This is a genomic window from Chroococcidiopsis sp. [FACHB-1243] (assembly GCF_014696895.1).
Lineage (GTDB): Bacteria > Cyanobacteriota > Cyanobacteriia > Cyanobacteriales > Chroococcidiopsidaceae > Chroococcidiopsis.
On record NZ_JACJQX010000033.1, the window covers coordinates 48,255 to 64,839 of the forward strand.

Annotated in this window: 16 protein-coding genes; 2 read left to right on the top strand and 14 right to left on the bottom strand. The window is 44.7% G+C overall.

Translation table 11 applies throughout. The features are described 5' to 3' along the window. The first annotated feature begins 3 nt into the window (after positions 1-3). Positions 4-759 (top strand): ATP-binding cassette domain-containing protein, encoded by a 756-nt coding sequence (locus H6G17_RS22735; RefSeq protein ID WP_192160885.1) that lies wholly within the window; start codon positions 4-6, stop codon positions 757-759. 150 nt (positions 760-909) lie between these two features. On the opposite strand, the gene H6G17_RS22740 is transcribed toward H6G17_RS22735, so the two are convergent. From H6G17_RS22740 to H6G17_RS22785, 10 genes are all read right to left on the bottom strand, one after another. Further along, positions 910-1,554, bottom strand: a complete 645-nt coding sequence (locus H6G17_RS22740; protein ID WP_192160886.1) for an LON peptidase substrate-binding domain-containing protein — start codon at positions 1,552-1,554, stop codon at positions 910-912. Between the two features lie 240 nt (positions 1,555-1,794). Further along, a complete protein-coding gene (gene rpsJ / locus H6G17_RS22745) occupies positions 1,795-2,112 on the bottom strand; it encodes a 30S ribosomal protein S10 (protein ID WP_015156706.1) in 318 nt (105 codons plus the stop codon). A gap of 186 nt (positions 2,113-2,298) precedes the next feature. Then, a complete protein-coding gene (tuf, locus tag H6G17_RS22750; RefSeq protein ID WP_192160887.1) occupies positions 2,299-3,528 on the bottom strand; it encodes an elongation factor Tu in 1,230 nt (409 codons plus the stop codon). Between the two features lie 90 nt (positions 3,529-3,618). Next, positions 3,619-5,694: an elongation factor G gene (fusA, locus tag H6G17_RS22755; protein ID WP_192160888.1), complete on the bottom strand. Its 2,076-nt coding sequence runs from the start codon at positions 5,692-5,694 to the stop codon at positions 3,619-3,621. Between the two features lie 133 nt (positions 5,695-5,827). After that, positions 5,828-6,298: a 30S ribosomal protein S7 gene (gene rpsG / locus H6G17_RS22760; RefSeq protein WP_015156709.1), complete on the bottom strand. Its 471-nt coding sequence runs from the start codon at positions 6,296-6,298 to the stop codon at positions 5,828-5,830. 301 nt (positions 6,299-6,599) lie between these two features. Then, positions 6,600-6,974: a 30S ribosomal protein S12 gene (gene rpsL / locus H6G17_RS22765; protein WP_015156710.1), complete on the bottom strand. Its 375-nt coding sequence runs from the start codon at positions 6,972-6,974 to the stop codon at positions 6,600-6,602. Positions 6,975-7,103: 129 nt separating this feature from the next. Continuing rightward, the gene (locus H6G17_RS22770) at positions 7,104-7,460 is read right to left on the bottom strand and encodes an iron-sulfur cluster assembly accessory protein (RefSeq protein ID WP_192160889.1); all 357 of its coding nucleotides are present in this window, start codon (positions 7,458-7,460) and stop codon (positions 7,104-7,106) included. 141 nt (positions 7,461-7,601) lie between these two features. Further along, positions 7,602-8,021 carry a phosphomannose isomerase type II C-terminal cupin domain gene (locus H6G17_RS22775; RefSeq protein WP_015156712.1) on the bottom strand — a complete coding sequence of 140 codons (420 nt, stop codon included), beginning with the start codon at positions 8,019-8,021 and terminating at the stop codon, positions 7,602-7,604. A 315-nt stretch (positions 8,022-8,336) separates the two neighbouring features. Continuing rightward, the gene (locus H6G17_RS22780; RefSeq protein ID WP_347276460.1) at positions 8,337-10,313 is read right to left on the bottom strand and encodes a phosphodiester glycosidase family protein; all 1,977 of its coding nucleotides are present in this window, start codon (positions 10,311-10,313) and stop codon (positions 8,337-8,339) included. A gap of 87 nt (positions 10,314-10,400) precedes the next feature. Continuing rightward, positions 10,401-10,562, bottom strand: a complete 162-nt coding sequence (locus tag H6G17_RS22785; RefSeq protein ID WP_192160890.1) for a hypothetical protein — start codon at positions 10,560-10,562, stop codon at positions 10,401-10,403. Positions 10,563-10,785: 223 nt separating this feature from the next. Between H6G17_RS22785 and H6G17_RS34775 the strand changes: the two genes are divergently transcribed. Further along, positions 10,786-10,908 (top strand): hypothetical protein, encoded by a 123-nt coding sequence (locus H6G17_RS34775; RefSeq protein WP_347276461.1) that lies wholly within the window; start codon positions 10,786-10,788, stop codon positions 10,906-10,908. A 216-nt stretch (positions 10,909-11,124) separates the two neighbouring features. Here H6G17_RS34775 and H6G17_RS22790 read toward each other — a convergent pair whose 3' ends face one another. The 4 genes from H6G17_RS22790 to H6G17_RS22805 form a co-directional block, all read right to left on the bottom strand. Continuing rightward, positions 11,125-13,452 carry a polysaccharide biosynthesis tyrosine autokinase gene (locus tag H6G17_RS22790; RefSeq protein ID WP_192160891.1) on the bottom strand — a complete coding sequence of 776 codons (2,328 nt, stop codon included), beginning with the start codon at positions 13,450-13,452 and terminating at the stop codon, positions 11,125-11,127. A 62-nt stretch (positions 13,453-13,514) separates the two neighbouring features. Beyond that, complete coding sequence (locus tag H6G17_RS22795) at positions 13,515-14,882, bottom strand: glycosyltransferase family 4 protein (protein WP_192160892.1); 1,368 nt, start codon at positions 14,880-14,882, stop codon at positions 13,515-13,517. A 510-nt stretch (positions 14,883-15,392) separates the two neighbouring features. Further along, positions 15,393-15,941 (bottom strand): WcaF family extracellular polysaccharide biosynthesis acetyltransferase, encoded by a 549-nt coding sequence (locus H6G17_RS22800; RefSeq protein WP_192160893.1) that lies wholly within the window; start codon positions 15,939-15,941, stop codon positions 15,393-15,395. Between the two features lie 18 nt (positions 15,942-15,959). Further along, positions 15,960-16,556 (bottom strand): YdcF family protein, encoded by a 597-nt coding sequence (locus H6G17_RS22805; protein WP_192160894.1) that lies wholly within the window; start codon positions 16,554-16,556, stop codon positions 15,960-15,962. Positions 16,557-16,585 lie beyond the last annotated feature (29 nt).

Below are 16,585 nucleotides of genomic sequence, written 5' to 3' on the forward strand. Positions count from 1 at the left end.
GGAGTGAGAAGTGAGGTAGCACAATTAAGACTAGAAGGAGTCAGCCTAGCTGCAACAATAGGTTCTCAGTACTTATTGCAGGATATTTCCTTTGAGGCATTTCCAGGCGATCGCATTGCAGTTATCGGTGCTTCTGGGGCGGGAAAAACGTCTTTGTTGCGGATTGTCAATCGCCTCAGCGAACCTACAGCCGGATCGATTTATTTAGAAGACAAGGAATATGGTCAAATTCCCGCAATTCAGTTGCGCCAGCAAGTGACGCTAGTAATGCAAGAATCAAAACTATTGGGAATGACAGTCAGAGAGGCTTTGCAATACCCTCTAGTTTTACGCAAAATGCCGCGATCGCAAATCCAGCAGCAAATTGCCTACTGGATGGAACAGTTACATATTCCCGAAGATTGGCTAGAAAAGACAGAACTACAACTTTCAGTCGGACAAAAACAACTCGTTGCGATCGCCCGTGCTTTAGCTACCCAACCGAAAATTCTTTTACTCGACGAACCAACTTCTGCTTTGGATGCAGGTAAAGCATCTCATTTAATCGAAGTATTAATCCAACTAGCAAATAGCAGTCAAACAACAATATTAATGGTCAATCATCAACTCGAATTAGCTAAACAATTTTGTACGCGAGTGTTATTCCTGCAAGCAGGACGTTTGAGCCAAAATGTGTCCAATTCTAGTCAACTTGACTGGGACAAATTAAAGGCGAATTTAATCCAAGCTGAAACAAAAGCAACCCAAGAATGGCTCTAAAGAAAGCCCCCTTATTAAGGGGGTTTGGGGAAGCTTTTCAAACATCATCCCTTGTTAAAGGGAGTAGTGAAGATCTTAAAGCCCCCCTTCAAAAGGGGGTTTGGGGGGATCTTCATCTCCGCCTTGTTAAAAGAGGCTGAGAGATTATTATCAAGCTTCAAAAGTATCTTTCAACACCGTTCTTGCTGCTAAATGATTGCGCGTAGACTTAAGAATATCTGCTTCCCGCTCTAGCCGCGCCGCCGTATCTTGCATTTCCAACAGTGTTTGCTGTTCTGCTGCGACACCGTAAAGATTGCTGGCTACCCAGTAGGATAATTCTGTAGGTAAATCGGGAATATTTTCTGGTAAATCTATCTCCTGTTCTGTCAATTTAGCAGATAGCCTGACTACATCTCGCAGCAGTTGCTCTACTTCTCGTGCCATTGGTCTAAGGTCTTTTTGTGGTGGATTGTCTTCAATCCATTCCACCAAACCAACTTTGTAAGGTTTTTCTCTCACGTATTCCAAAACCCGAAACCGCTGCTGTCCAAGAGTAGCTACTCTCATCCGGTCGTCGGGTAAACGCTGATACTGAATAATTTCAGCGCAGCATCCAACTCTAGCAGGTTGACCTTGCACGGGGTCCCACAATAGTATCCCAAAGCGGCGATCGCTTTCTAGAATTGTATTCATCATAATTCGGTAGCGGAACTCAAAAATGTGTAGAGGTAGGGGGCGATTGGGAAAAAGCACTACCTCTGGTAATGGAAACAGTGGGAGTTCTCGCACCGCTATTTGAGAAGAAGATGTCATTGTCTATTCGTAAAAACGGTAACTGCGCATCCTGTTTTTACTTTAACGGATTTGTTTACATTTAAAGGGAGTCGGGAGTCGGGAAGAAGAGATTTTCATCCTGAATTGTAACTTCAGTTTCCGAACGCTTCTTCTATCAATATTTTCAGCATCAAAATCGAGTACGGGAAATTTCACATATTCTTCACCGTTCAAATCTTTTCCCCAACTCCCGACTCCCGACTCCCGACTCCCGAAAATTTACAACTTCACTTCAATATCTACACCCGCAGGTAAGTCGAGTTTCATTAAAGCGTCAATTGTTTTAGAAGAAGGTTGGTAAATGTCAATAATTCGGCGGTGAGTGCGAGTTTCAAAATGCTCTCTAGAATCTTTATCAACGTGGGGCGATCGCAGCACGCAATAAATGCGGCGCTTTGTAGGTAGGGGAATTGGACCGATAGCTGTAGCGTTTGTCCGGTTTGCCGTATCAACAATCTTCTCGCAAGAGGTATCGAGTAAGCGGCGGTCAAAAGCTTGTAAGCGGATGCGAATTTTTTGCTGCTGAAGGGTAGCCATTTTTAGTTTTCTTGGTTCGGTTTATTTAGTAATCTCGTTAGAGTTATCAGAAACTCGTTTGGGCTGTCATTGGTCATTTGTATTTACCACCAATGACCAATGACTAGTGACAAATGACAAATTAAAGCAGAAAAGCATTATACCATAAGGCTAAGCTTTTCTGCTTTTAGTTAATAGCTGGTCGTTCTACTTCACAATTTTAGAAACAACACCAGCACCAATAGTACGACCGCCTTCGCGAATTGCAAAGCGCATTCCTTGCTCGATCGCAACTGGGTTGATCAACTCTACAGTCATTTTGACGCGATCGCCTGGCATCACCATTTCCGCGGCACTACCATCGTCAGCGGTGAATGCGGCAATTGTGCCAGTTACGTCTGTCGTCCGCACGTAGAACTGAGGGCGATAGCCAGAGAAAAAGGGAGTTTTGCGACCGCCTTCTTTTTCTGTCAACACGTACACCTCAGACTCAAATTGGGTATGAGGTGTAATACTACCAGGCTTGGCAAGTACCATGCCTCGTTCGATATCTTCCTTTTTCAAACCCCGCAACAGCACGCCTACGTTGTCTCCAGCCATACCTTCATCCAAGGTTTTCTGGAACATTTCTACACCAGTAACGGTGGTGCTACGAGTGCCTCTAATCCCAACTAGCTCGACGGTTTCGCCCACCTTAACTTTACCGCGCTCAATTCTGCCAGTAGCAACTGTACCGCGACCAGAGATCGAGAATACGTCTTCTACTGCCATCAAGAAAGGCTTGTCAACATCGCGCTCTGGAGTAGGAATGTAGCTATCTACTGCATCCATCAATTCGTAGATTTTATCAACCCACTCATTGTTACCCCGTGCAGTTTTAGGATCTTTGATCATTGTTTCCAACGCTTGCAATCCGCTACCTTTGACAATGGGGATATCGTCACCCGGGAAATCGTAGGAAGTCAACAGTTCTCGCACTTCGAGTTCTACCAGTTCCAACAATTCTTCGTCGTCTACCATGTCTACCTTATTTAGGAAAACGACCATATTGGGAACCCCTACCTGCTTGGCTAACAGGATGTGTTCGCGAGTCTGGGGCATAGGACCGTCTGCCGCAGATACTACTAGGATCGCGCCGTCCATTTGCGCTGCACCCGTGATCATGTTCTTCACGTAGTCAGCATGTCCTGGGCAGTCTACGTGAGCGTAGTGGCGGTTTTCGGTTTCGTACTCTACGTGAGCGGTATTGATGGTGATACCCCGTGCTTTTTCTTCTGGAGCTGCATCAATATCGTCGTATTTTCTAGCTTTCGCCTGACCCAAAGCTGCTAGGGTCATGGTGATAGCTGCCGTCAACGTGGTTTTGCCATGATCGACGTGACCAATTGTACCAATGTTGACGTGAGGTTTAGTTCTCTCAAACTTTGCGCGTGCCATGAGTTCTCGGTTCCTTTTTTATGAAAAGCGATTAGCGATTAGCAATTAGCGATTAGCGGTTAACTAACAGCTAACAGCTAACAACTCCATTTATGTCCCTTTGCTTTTAGCAATGATTGCTTCAGCTACGTTGCGAGGTACTTCTTCATAATGGCTAAACTCCATTGAGAAGATACCCCGACCTTGGGTTTTCGAGCGGATATCTGTAGCATAACCAAACATTTCTGCTAGCGGAACCTTAGCAGTCACTTTGGATAAGCCTTGTTCCGATCCCATGCCTTCGATTTGACCGCGACGAGAGTTAAGGTCGCCCATCACATCCCCCAGGAAGTTTTCGGGGACTTCAACTTCGACTTTCATCATTGGCTCCAGTAGCACTGGCGATGCTTTTGCTACTGCTGCTTTCATTGCCATTGAGCCAGCAATTTTGAAAGCCATTTCCGACGAGTCTACTTCGTGGTAAGAGCCATCGGTCAATGTCGCTTTGACATCAATCAGCGGATACCCAGCTAGTACGCCAGATTCGCAAGTTTCCTTCATCCCCTGTTCTACAGGTCCGATGTACTCTTTGGGTACAGAACCACCAACTATCTTAGAGACAAATTCAAACCCACTGCCTGGTTCGCCTGGTTCTAGGTCAACGACAACGTGACCGTACTGACCTTTACCACCACTCTGACGAATGAATTTCCCTTCTATTTTCGTGACGTGCTTGCGAATGGTTTCGCGGTAAGCTACCTGCGGCGCTCCTACGTTTGCTTCCACTTTAAATTCGCGGAGCATCCGGTCTACCAAAATTTCTAGGTGGAGTTCGCCCATCCCAGCAATTACGGTTTGGTTGGTTTCGGGATCGACATGCACTCGGAAGGTAGGATCTTCTTCGGAAAGAGATTGCAGTGCCTTGGACAATTTATCCATGTCCTGCTTGGTTTTTGGCTCTACTGCTACCGAGATTACTGGCTCTGGGATAAATAGAGATTCCAAAATGACTGGCGCACTGTCATCACAAAGTGTATCGCCTGTCAAGGTATCTTTCAGTCCTAATGCCGCACCTAAGTCACCCGCACGCAATTGTTCAACGTCAATCCGGTCGTCTGCTCGCAATACTACTAGACGAGAAATTCGCTCTTTCTTGTTCTTAGTAGCGTTGAGGACATAACTGCCTTTTTTCAACACGCCAGAATAGACGCGCACGAAGGTGAGGCGACCGTATGGGTCAGCCATGATCTTGAAGGCAAGCGCTGACAGCGGTGCATCGTCGTCAGCAAAGCGCTCAACTGTCTCGCCGTTAACTGTCGTTCCCTGAATTGGCGGAACTTCTGTAGGTGCTGGCAGGTAATCTACAACGCCGTCTAGCAAGCGCTGCACGCCTTTATTTTTGAAGGCAGAACCGCATAACACGGGGACAATCGTACCCGCAATTGTACCTTGTCGCAGCCCTTTACGGATTTCAGCTTCAGTCAGTTCTTCACCTTCTAGATATTTCTCTAGTAAGGCTTCATCTGTTTCTGCTACTGCTTCAACTAGCTTAGTGCGATACTCTTGTGCTAGCTCTTGCAGATCGGTAGGGATATCAACTTCTTGAATATCCGTACCTTGATCGTTGCCGTAGATGTAAGCGCACATCCGCACGAGATCGATAATGCCTTTGAAGTCGGTTTCACTACCAATGGGTAGCTGAATCGGTACTGCGTTTGTGCGGAGGCGATCGCACACCTGATTGTATACTCGGTAAAAATCTGCTCCAGTCCGATCCATCTTATTGACAAAGATGATGCGTGGCACCTTATACCGATCTGCCTGTCGCCAAACTGTCTCTGTTTGAGGCTGTACGCCACCTACGGAGCATAAGACTGTGATTACGCCATCTAATACCCGCATGGAGCGTTCCACTTCAATCGTGAAGTCTACGTGACCAGGGGTGTCGATGATATTAATTTGATGGTCTCTCCAGTTGGTGGTGATCGCAGCAGCAGTAATTGTAATGCCACGCTCCCGCTCTTGAGCCATCCAGTCAGTTACCGCTGTTCCTTCGTGGACTTCACCGATCTTATGGATCATTCCAGAATAAAACAGAATTCGTTCTGTCGTTGTTGTCTTGCCCGCATCAATGTGAGCCGCAATTCCAATATTGCGGATTTTTTCCAGCGGAACGGTACGTGCCACAGCTACCTCCTTGAGTAGTTTTTGCCGCAGGTATCTCTATATTACTCTCTGTTAAGATTCTATACTTTTAGGGAAAGCCGCCACCAAAATAGGGGGATATTGCCTAGTTTTATCGCTTTTTCCGAGCAACTTTTTAGTAGCGGTAGTGAGCAAAGGCTTTGTTTGCGTCAGCCATCCGGTGAGTCTCTTCCCGTTTGCGGATCGAACTACCTGTCTCATTAGCAGCATCCATCAATTCGTTCGCCAACTTCATAGACATAGAACGACCGGAACGCTGTCTAGAAAATTGGATCAACCAGCGTAATGCTAGTGCTGTTCCCCGTTCTGGTCTGACTTCCATCGGTACTTGGTAGGTTGCTCCTCCCACCCGACGAGCTTTGACTTCTACTAAAGGTGTAGCATTCCGCACGGCTTTCTCGAAAGTTTCCAGCGGATCGTTGCCAGTACGCTCTTCGATTGTTTTCATCGCATCATAAATGATTCTTGCTGCCAGCGATTTCTTGCCACTGCGCATGACGCGGCGCATCATCATACTAATCAGGCGACTGTTGTATACGGAATCGGAAGGGATGGGGCGCTTTTGCGCTACAGCACGACGGGACATAAGTTATTCTTTACGTTTAGTTTGATTGGGGTTGGCAACAACAGAACTAAGTTTTCATGGCATGGTGGCTTTGAGGTAACTAGCACAAGGCAGTTGAAAAATCTAACACCGTTTATTGCGTCGCCGCGATCGCACTTTTGCTTAGCCGAAGCTTTAGCTATTGTGACGACAGGTAAAGCTTACTAGTTAGATATGCCGTTATTTTGCCTGCTGGCGCTGACTTTCATTCCGATTTTAGGCATCTCACCTCAAAAAAAGTAAAAAATCCTAGAACCGCAATGATGTCAGCAGCAGAATTACCTTACTGCTTTGGTCTCTTAGTTCCGTACTTCGAGCGTCCTTGTTTGCGGTCTTTTACTCCAGCGGTGTCCAAAGTACCGCGAATGATGTGATACCGCACACCTGGTAGATCTTTTACCCTACCACCACGAATCATGACGACGGAGTGCTCTTGCAGGTTATGTCCGATACCAGGAATATATGCCGTAACCTCAAAACCAGAAGTTAGGCGAACCCTAGCAACTTTTCGTAGAGCTGAATTGGGCTTTTTCGGTGTGGTCGTATACACTCTTGTACAAACGCCCCGACGTTGCGGACATTGTTTCAGAGCAGGGGATTTTGTTTTCTTTTTCGCTACTTGACGTTCGTTACGGATGAGCTGCTGTATGGTTGGCATGATTTACAGCGCGTAGTTTTAGCTGCTTAAATTTAACGATCTATAATTATACCGATTTTAGTAAATTTATGTCAAACTAGTGGGATTGGTAGTGGTTAATGGGTAATCGGTAGTTGGCAAGATGTATTTTCACGCACCACTCCCATACTCCCGACTCCCTAATTCCACACTAAAGGAGTTACCGCAGCCGCAGGTGGCGATCGCTAGGGGGTTAGAGAAGCGAAATCCTCCACCCATTAAGTCTTCAGAATAATCGAGTCTTAAATTTTGAATGTAGTTTAAGCTGTCGGCATCGACCGCGACAATAATGCCGTTGCAGTCTAGAATGCAATCGCTCTGCTCTGTTGCCTCATCAAATTCCAAATCGTAATACAAACCAGAGCAACCCCCAGCTTGCACGCGCAAACGAAAAAGAATGTCGGGGTTGCTCTGTTTAGATCTGAGTCTGTTAATTTCTTTAGCAGCCGAGGAGCTAATTTGAATCATAGAACTAGGGAGCAAGAAGTCTTAGGGGCGGGTTTACTGAAAGACTTAGCTACTAACAGGTATTTCGGGTGAACCCGCCCGTACAGGAGTAGGGTGATATGAAGAGTATAATACTAAACCTTAATCCCTAGCCCCTAACCCCTAGCCCCTAGAATAGTCATCTTGAAATCGGACGATATCGTCTTCGCCCAAGTATTCTCCGTTTTGTACTTCAATGAGTATCAGAGGGATTGCGCCGGGATTTTCTAAACGATGGGAGGTACACTGAGGTACGTAGGTAGATTGGTTGTTACAAAGCATAATTTCGCGATCGCCACACACAACCTTGGCAGTACCAGAAACAACAATCCAGTGTTCGCTACGGTGGTGATGCATCTGCAGGCTGAGGCGATGCCCTGGTTTAACTTCAATTCGCTTAATTTTGTATCCGCGCCCTTCTTCTAATACCGTAAAAGAACCCCAAGGGCGTAGTTCCGTAGCGGCGACGCTTTTAGGAGCAACTGCGGTAGGAATCGGTAGAGTAGGTGCGTGAGCCTGGGAAGTTTCTTGAGTTTGAACCATGAATTTTTCTCCTGATAACTGCTATCCACTATTAAAAATAAAAAGAACCAAAACAAAAGACAGTGACAGTAATAACCGCAGCAATAGCAATGCAATAGCAATAATATGTCGAGTATAGCCTTAGCCCAAGATAGCAGACTTCTTCCGAGGAGTGTCATCAGTAAACTTGCCGATTGGTATGGGCTACATCAATTCTTTACTTACTAGTCGTTAAGCTTTAAATAATCTTCATCAAAAAGGAGTAATTGGTAGTTGGTAGTTGGTAATTGGTAATTGGTAATTGGTGGTTGACAATGGTTAGACGCTGATAACTGGTCACTGCTTTCTGCTTTCTGTTTCTAGAAAAATGCCAAACCCATTGTGAACGCGGGCTGCAGTGACAGGAGAGCGATTAAGGAGTTGTCCCCCTAAGTAAAGGCTGGTGGAACTACCTCCGTCGAGATTGAGAGCATCGATACTACCCAGTTGCTGCAAGATCTTGGCAGTTTCCCATAAAGTAGCACCCGTTCCATCAACTCGGTTGTGAACTGTAGCAATGAGCAAATTACCTGTTGCCGTGACACCAATAGCACTACGCACGGCGGTTTGGCGGCTGAAGGCATCGCTGAATCCTTCTGCTTTGGCGTTGAGAACGATTTGGCGGTTTTGAACTAATAATGGTCCAGCGCCGAGCGCGTGAGGGTATTGAGCAAACTCGGTCGGAACAGTGCCATCGGTCAAGCGTACCAGCGTGCCAATAGGCAGTAGGTTAGCAGTACTACCAGTCCTGAATGCGAGTAAGTAACCGTTGAGTGGGATGGGAAAGGCTGTTTTTCCGGCTAAACCGCCTGAAAGATTAGCGGTAACTTGATTATTTTGGACGATCGCGATCGCTTCGTTATTAGTTAAGGGCGTATAGGTAGTTCCCCAATCAGAGGTATAACGGGAAATTCCGGCTTGAATATAGCCGCTATTAAGATTGACGATTGGTAAACTTTGCCCCGTAGAAGCGATCGCTGTTTCTTGGCGTTGCAAGCGACCGATTTTAAATTGTCCGGCATCGTTCCAAGCGATCGCGCCTCGGTTGAGAATTGGACTAGATAGCCAGCGTCCCTCGCGACGAATTGCCCCCAAGGGTAATTTATTGTTACGGTTAAAAAATCCGGCGTTAATAGCAGCAGTAGCTGTGTAACGTTGAGCGGTGGTCAAAATCGGGGCAGTCCCAATCAGAGAATTTGCTGCACTCCAAATTGGTCTGAGGGCTAGTCCCGTGGTGCGGGGATTGACCTCTAACCATGTCACGGGAAAGCGATCGCGACCCAATTTAATATACTTTTGTTGCCAACGCAAGCCTCTAGCCCACAGAATGTCGCGTTCTACCATCGAATCGGGGCGCAAATCGATAATGACGCGGTTAGGTTGGCTGAGGGTACTGACGCGGGGAAAGATGCCCACAGGTAAGTTGAGATCGATCGTCGTGAGATTGGCACTCGTGCCTAATTTAACCAGGGGAGTCGGTGAAATCTGACTCCGTTTTGGCAATTGGATGGCTAGAGTAGCGTTTAACTGCTGGACTAATTCAGGGTTTATAGTAGCGTCAATCGCAATTTTCCATTGTTGATATGGAGGTGAGAGGGTGGAGACTGCCTGAGATGGTAATTGCTGTTTTGGATCGTCTGGGAGTTCGGCAAGCGGCACTTTTGGTTTGGGGACTGGACGCTGTTGCGTTAGCTGCCAGGGCGTAGGGCGATCTAAATCTACTACCAAGCGATCGCCCCAAGTTTGTTTACCTTGGCGCAGCCCTGTAATCTTTGCGGCTGGCGTAGTAATTCGCAGAACGTCACCTTCGCTTTGCATCTGCCAACCGACTTTTGCTGCTAATTGAGATAGATCTAAATAACGATATGCGCTACTGTGCCAGACGCTTGAGACGAGTGGTGGAGTATCAGGAGTCGTAAACCACCGAATCGGTTGTCGGTTCACATCCTGAGTATTCAGTAAATCTACGCCCAGTTGCATCAATCCTAGATCGCTAATTGCCGTTTGAATTTTATTTGTGGCTGGCTGCGCTTCCCACTGTCGCCAAGCTGCGGATAGAATGCGACCGTTTAAGGAGATGCGATCGCCTGCTGCAAGTAGCCCATTTGGTGTAGTGGGGAGGCTAGGGGCATTTTGCGGTACGGATGATGGCGCAACGGTTGGGGTTACAGGCGGTTGAAGTTGAGCATTAGCAGCAGTGAACGTCAGCCACGGTGCTGTAGTTAGCAACCATAATAGTGCTGAAGTTGGCAGCAAACAAAATTTTCGTTTCACAGCAGGAGTTAGGATCGAGCAGGGGTTCGGGTGCATTAGCACAAGTAGCTATTCCTAACATAAAGATAGCTAACGGTCAATTGTATGTCAGTTATCAGTTGTCAGCGATCGCGCGCGATTAGGGGCTGGGTAGATAATTTTAATTTTTGACAACTCATTGACGATCGCCCCTACAAATTGCTTTTTGGATTGGAGATTATTTGCAGGAGCAACACGATCGCGATCGTTTGAATATTTATCAGTTAACATCACTACAAAGATTAGTAGACTAGTTAGTAGATATTTTAGGAGGTTAAGAATATATCTTAAAAATACCCCTATCTTCAATTTTCCATTGATTTAAAAAAATTTGGTTTTGGGTTATTGACTTGTTATTCCTCTATAAATTGTGAAAAAAGTCACTTGGTTTATTAGTAGCATTATTATTTTTGCTAGTTTTGTCTGATTAAGTAATGAACAAATCGGCTCCGAAATTGAAGAACCTTTCGGACACAATGCTTGCGATCTACCGCTCAATATTATTTGCAATACTATCCTGCGTAATGTAGAAGATCTAATTGCTCTAGCTCCTCATAATGCAATACGGTTCAGATAAGACGATCCCCCCGACCCCCCGCTGTCAATTGGGGGGCTATGATTCCCTCCTTTTGAAGGAGGGCAAGTCCAGATCTTCGAGGATCGATCGCATTTAACTGAACCGTATTGCCTCATAATGGTAGTAATAGTAGAGTGCGCTAACATAGTCGAGCGAATTTAATTCTGTAGCACACCCCACAAGCCAAAATCTAAAAACGGTGCATCCAAAATGAAACTATTCTGCTACCCGAGTCCGAGGTTGATAGTAGTAGTGATGGTAAGAAGTTGTAGCTTTGTAATCTTTCACCCCGTTACAAATTGCACCTAAAACTTGAGTGCGAGACAGTTTTAACTGATCGAGGGTCTGCATTAGCATCGCACGATCGGTTTTATCCATCCGCGTGACGATCGCAATTCCTGCGGTTAGAGGAGCCAGCAAACTCGCATCTGCTAAACCTAAAAGTGGTGGAGTGTCGTAAATCACTAAGTCATACTGCTGCCGCAACTGCTCCATGATGTTGCGCATCTTGTGAGAGGATAACAGTTTGGTAGGGTCGGGAGGAATTTGACCTGCGGTTAAGACAAACAAGTTCTCCCAGGCGGGCGATCGCTGAATTAAATCGGCAACTGGTACGTTAGTTGTTATGGCATTACTCAATCCCGTGTCATTGGATAGTTGTAGAATGTGATGAATCTGCGGTAAACGTAGATCTGCATCGACTAGTAACACCCTACGTCCCATTGCTGCTGCTGCTTGGGCTAAGTGAGTTGAGATAGTAGATTTACCGTCAGCGTGGACGGAAGAACTGATGACGAGAGAGTGGATTGGTGTATCGGAACCTAAAAAGCCGATGTTAGTATACAGCGATCGGAAAGATTCTAAGAAAGGGAAATAGTGGTAGCCATAAGCATTTCTATTGGAACGCGACCTGCGGTTTTCCTGCCTCTGATTCGTTTCTCCATCTGCTAAATTCTTACCCAGATTTTTGTGGAAAGGAATTATGCCTAATATTGGTAGCTTTGTCGCTTCTTTCAACTCATCAGGTGAATGAACGACATTATCGAGCCTTTCCACTAATAGCGCTGCTCCAATTCCAGCTAAGACACTAGCTACCGTACCTAAGATGAGAAATCGTGGAATATTAGGAAAGATCGGTATAGAAGGTAGCTGAGGTGGTGAAATGAGTTGCCAAGGAGTCTCTTTTTGAGCATTTTCGATTTGCAGCGACTCCCGCCTTTCTAGAAAACGGTTCAAACTTTCAGTAGCAATAACTAACTCTCGCTGTAAGTCAGTGTAACGACGTGCCAAATTTGGCATTCCGTCGATTTCTCGATTTAAGCGATCGAGTGCTTGAGCGTTCTTTGCTGCTCTGACTTGGAGTATGGAAAGTTGGCTTAATACTGACGCACGTTGATTTTCTAGTGCCTGCACTCCCTCTTTCTGGAGTAGTGGTAGTAGACTTTCCCGTTTCTGTTTCAGTGATTGAATGTACGGGCTATCTACTCGATAAATAGTTGCATTCTTGGCAATTTCAGTATCTATATTCTGCAACTGAGCGAGTAAACTCTGATATTGAGGAGCATCTTGCTGGGCTTGCGGTGATATTGCACGACTGGGCGAAGAGGATTCATCTATAGCCGCGATCGCTGGCGAGTTTTGAGGGTGGTCAACTGTCGATTGTTGCTGCGAAGTTCCCACCCCATGACGAGCTTTTGCTTCTAGTTCTAGCGCCAACTTAGTACCGGATTTACTTTGCAAGGCATTGTAGAGTTTCTGAGCTTCCGCTAAGTCTTTTTGAATCTCTAATTTCTGAAATTCTAAAGTGCTGTATTTTTCAAATAGCTGTCCCGTTTTCTCTTCTGGAGAAAATAAGCTGTACTGTTCTCTAAATCTTTGTAATTGCAATTGCAAGCTGTTGACTCGTGCTTGCAATTGAGGTAACTGAGTATTAACAAACTGAATTCCCTGGCGTAGATTTGTTTGCTGCTCCTGTAAGCTGTATTTTAAATATCCTTTGGCTAGCTGTTCTAAAACAAATTGAATTTTCTGCGGATCTGAATCTCGATAGCTAATTTCTAAAATTTTTGTTTCTTGATAGCGAGAGACCTTCAAGCCTTCTAGTAAAGAAGCATAATTAATATTTGGATACCGCACAGAAATATTTTTAGCAATCGGAGCCAGAATTTCAGGGCTACGTAAAACAAGAATCTGTGTATTGTAATCCAAAGATTCTTGCCCTTTTGGGCTAGCATTCACAACTGGAACGTTTGATAATCCTGACAATTTATTTTCAGCCTTGACTGGCTCTACCAATACCGATAATTTTCCTTCATACTTGGCTGGTTGAGTTAATGTCCATACCCAGGTAGTAACGCAGCAAGCGATCGCTACACTAGCGATAATCGGCGCTCGACGACGTACAACTGCCAGGAGCTGAGACAAACTCCATTCTTCTGCCTGATGTAACTCTGAGTAGTGTGCAACATAGGATGGCAATGACATCTGTGAGTACTTACCATTTCTTTCTGTTGCTAAATGCTGAGTGTGATATTGCTCTTCCATATTCATATCGTTATTAGGCAGTTGTATGAAGGAAAAAACAGGAATAGTCCTGCTGGTAAGTTTTAGCTTTCTTCTGTCACGGCATCCACGTTATTAGTTTTAGAACGAATAACTCGTCTATTTGCTGTCAAAAATGCTTGTTGTAATACAGTTGAGTACTGTTTGGCAATAATTTCTGGCGTGAAATTGAATTGAAGATATTGCCGACCTGCCATTCCCATCTGTTTCACAAGTTCGCGATCGCTCTTTAAACGACGAATAAATTGAGCTAAACCACTGGCATCACCTGAATTAAAAGCAGCACCGCAACCGCTTTCTCTTAAGAGATGTCGTAAATAGGAATGGGTTTCACAAATGGCAGCGACGGGACGACCAGATGCGAGAATGCCATAGAGCTTGCTCGGGGCGACAATTCCTTCCATTTTGGGACTAATACTGACCAAAGATAAATCGCAAGCTGTGAGCGAATATGGTAAGTCTTGTTTCTCTTGATAGGGCAAGAAGCGACAGTTATTTAAACCGAGTTTTTTGACACATTCAAGACTAGATTGGAATTTTGCTCCTCCGCCAATAAAAACAAACTGAATTGGTTCGTCTTGCAATTGTCTAGCTGCTTCTAGAATTGTATCTAGTTCGTGACAGCGACCCATGTTGCCAGAGTACTGCACGGTGAAAGTATTGACCAATTCGTACTTTTGAGCAAACCAATTATTTTCTTTTTCTATCGGTACAATCCAGTTGGGATTAGCCCAATTATGAATGACTACAATTTTGTCACTCATTTCAGGAGAGTGAGATAAAACTTTCTCTCGCATGGTTGAGCTGAGAACAATAATTTTTTCTGAGTTGTGCCAAACTTTTTTATTGAGTAATCTCCACCATTTTACCAACCAATTTTTCCTAGAAAAAATATCTAGCTCAACTGCAACATCAGGATATAAATCGTACATTAAACAAACGTAAGGAATACCAAATAAGAGTTTGGCTATGTATCCGACGATTGGTAAAAAGGCTGGTGCAGTGGTTAGAAGTAGGAGATCTCCACGGTTCTTTTTATTTAATAAATGTAAGATAGCTCGGAAAAAGAACAGGCAACCATTAATGGCTTTGCCTCGAATCCGTGCATTCCACATTCGAGAAGTTCGCGATCGCCGAATCAGAATTTTTTCAGAACGTTCTATATTAGGAGCTGCATGTTTTTTAAATGCATATCCTGGCTGTCCGGTAAAAACCCTGACTTGAATACCCAACCGTCCTAAATTCACTGCCAGTTCTTCAATAAGTTGCCCTGTGGCAGCATAATCCGGCGGGTAAAATTGCGTAATAATATTTAAGTTAAAAGAAGGTGCGAGTTCTTTACTTTTGCTTTGAGCAGGCAAAAATATCTTGAGTTTTTCAATTTGCTCTTGCTGTACGTATTTATCTAGCATCTGAAGCTCTGCCTACCTCTGCCAATGCAATTATTTTGTTTAAACAGTGAGGAGTGCAAAGGAAAAGCACTCAATTTACGTGAAAGGCAAAGCTACACAAAAGACTATCTAATAAAAATAAAATTCTCTCTTAAGCTAAAGGGCTATTTCGCTAGGTGATGTAAGGTAGCTTTACACGATCGAACTTGAAAAAATCTAACTTTGACCTAGCTTTATGTCCAAGTGTGGTTTTACTGAGAATCCAATTGAAGTTTAATAATCTTCCTGGCTTTTTCAGTAAAAATACTGAAAGTTAAGTGTCTATACTAATTCTAAATTTGCCGCAAATAACCCAAGATTTTTTAGTAACACACCATAGATTTAGAGTAGTGCGTTACGCCATAGGCTAACGCACCCTACGTATATTTCAAAAAGTAAGAGCCGAAAAATATTGAGGTGTTTACTTAAAAAATATAAAAGTTATTAATTTTTCATAGATCGAATTTTGGCAATATTACGGAGCTGATAGATTTACCGATCGCAAATCGCTCGTTGTTTAATTGGTTGTGCGGGATTACCTGCGTAGATTGTCATGGGCTGAAGCGATCGCCCTGCTACGCTTCCTAGACTCAACACCGCTCCTTTGCCGACAGTGACACCAGGACCAATCGTCGCCCGTGCTGCAATCCAGCTACTCTGCTCGATGTGAATTGGTGCTGGGATCAGCTTGAAGTCAGAAGCGCTCCAGTCGTGATTGCCAGTACAGAGATAAACACATTGAGAAATACAGACATGGCTTTCAATTGCGATCGGCGCAACGTTGTCGAGCCAAGCATTTTCGCCAATCCACACGCAATCACCTATAGTTAGCCGCCAGGGAAACTTTACCCGCACTCCAGGCTTGATACAGACAGAACGACCAATTTTAGCACCAAAACTACGTAGTGTCCAAACTTTTAACTGAGAGATAGGTAGCCAATGACTACGAAATAAAGGCTCTCCGAGAAAATACCATAGGAGTTGTTTCCACAAGGGAGCGCCAGGAGTATAAGTACCGAGAGTATAACGATCTAGATACATGTAATTTCACTATCGATCTTAAATTTCAGATTTAAGGCTAGCCCCAGTACGACCTGTGACCATCCATAGCCAAGTACGACAAACATCACGGCAAATATGAAACCAGGATTCAGGTTGTTGGTTTGATGGAACTGATATGGGAGTCACAGCAATCCCCTGGCTGCCAAAGACAAAGAAGGCGATCGCCTTTGCTCTTGCCATGTGAAAATCGGATGTAATTAAGTAAACATGTTGAAAATACCGTTGTTTGAAATCGGCAACTAGAGAGGTAAAGTTAGTTACGGTATCGACAGCGCGACGGTCAATATATATTCGCGGTCTAGGGCTACTCGGATCTGGAAAATCGAAGGTTTTAAGATAAGGGGAAGAAATCCATATTTCTAAAGGTGGATGCTGCAAAGCAAAATCAACAGCGAAAGTTTCGCGGATCGGATCGCCACCTAAAGCAATAATTGCTTGGGGCAGTGGTGTTTGATATAGAGCAATTGCTAGTCGCAGAGGAATAATCCCGAACAGTACGAATAACACAGCAGCAGTTGACAAACAGACAAAACGGCATCTCTTGTACTGAAAGCGCTGTTTTTTGCTCGAACTAGCATTTTTTACTCTTGACATTGTTGATGCTACATCTGTGCGTGTTGCCG

Excerpts from the sequence above, each read along its gene's own strand:
- H6G17_RS22740 (WP_192160886.1), bottom strand. The coding sequence starts at position 1,554 with ATGACATCTTCTTCTCAAATAGCGGTGCGAGAACTCCCACTGTTTCCA.
- rpsJ (WP_015156706.1), bottom strand. The coding sequence starts at position 2,112 with ATGGCTACCCTTCAGCAGCAAAAAATTCGCATCCGCTTACAAGCTTTT.
- tuf (WP_192160887.1), bottom strand. The coding sequence starts at position 3,528 with ATGGCACGCGCAAAGTTTGAGAGAACTAAACCTCACGTCAACATTGGT.
- rpsG (WP_015156709.1), bottom strand. The coding sequence starts at position 6,298 with ATGTCCCGTCGTGCTGTAGCGCAAAAGCGCCCCATCCCTTCCGATTCC.
- rpsL (WP_015156710.1), bottom strand. The coding sequence starts at position 6,974 with ATGCCAACCATACAGCAGCTCATCCGTAACGAACGTCAAGTAGCGAAA.
- H6G17_RS22770 (WP_192160889.1), bottom strand. The coding sequence starts at position 7,460 with ATGATTCAAATTAGCTCCTCGGCTGCTAAAGAAATTAACAGACTCAGA.
- H6G17_RS22775 (WP_015156712.1), bottom strand. The coding sequence starts at position 8,021 with ATGGTTCAAACTCAAGAAACTTCCCAGGCTCACGCACCTACTCTACCG.
- H6G17_RS22785 (WP_192160890.1), bottom strand. The coding sequence starts at position 10,562 with ATGTTAACTGATAAATATTCAAACGATCGCGATCGTGTTGCTCCTGCA.
- H6G17_RS22790 (WP_192160891.1), bottom strand. The coding sequence starts at position 13,452 with ATGGAAGAGCAATATCACACTCAGCATTTAGCAACAGAAAGAAATGGT.
- H6G17_RS22795 (WP_192160892.1), bottom strand. The coding sequence starts at position 14,882 with ATGCTAGATAAATACGTACAGCAAGAGCAAATTGAAAAACTCAAGATA.
- H6G17_RS22800 (WP_192160893.1), bottom strand. The coding sequence starts at position 15,941 with ATGTATCTAGATCGTTATACTCTCGGTACTTATACTCCTGGCGCTCCC.
- H6G17_RS22805 (WP_192160894.1), bottom strand. The coding sequence starts at position 16,556 with ATGTCAAGAGTAAAAAATGCTAGTTCGAGCAAAAAACAGCGCTTTCAG.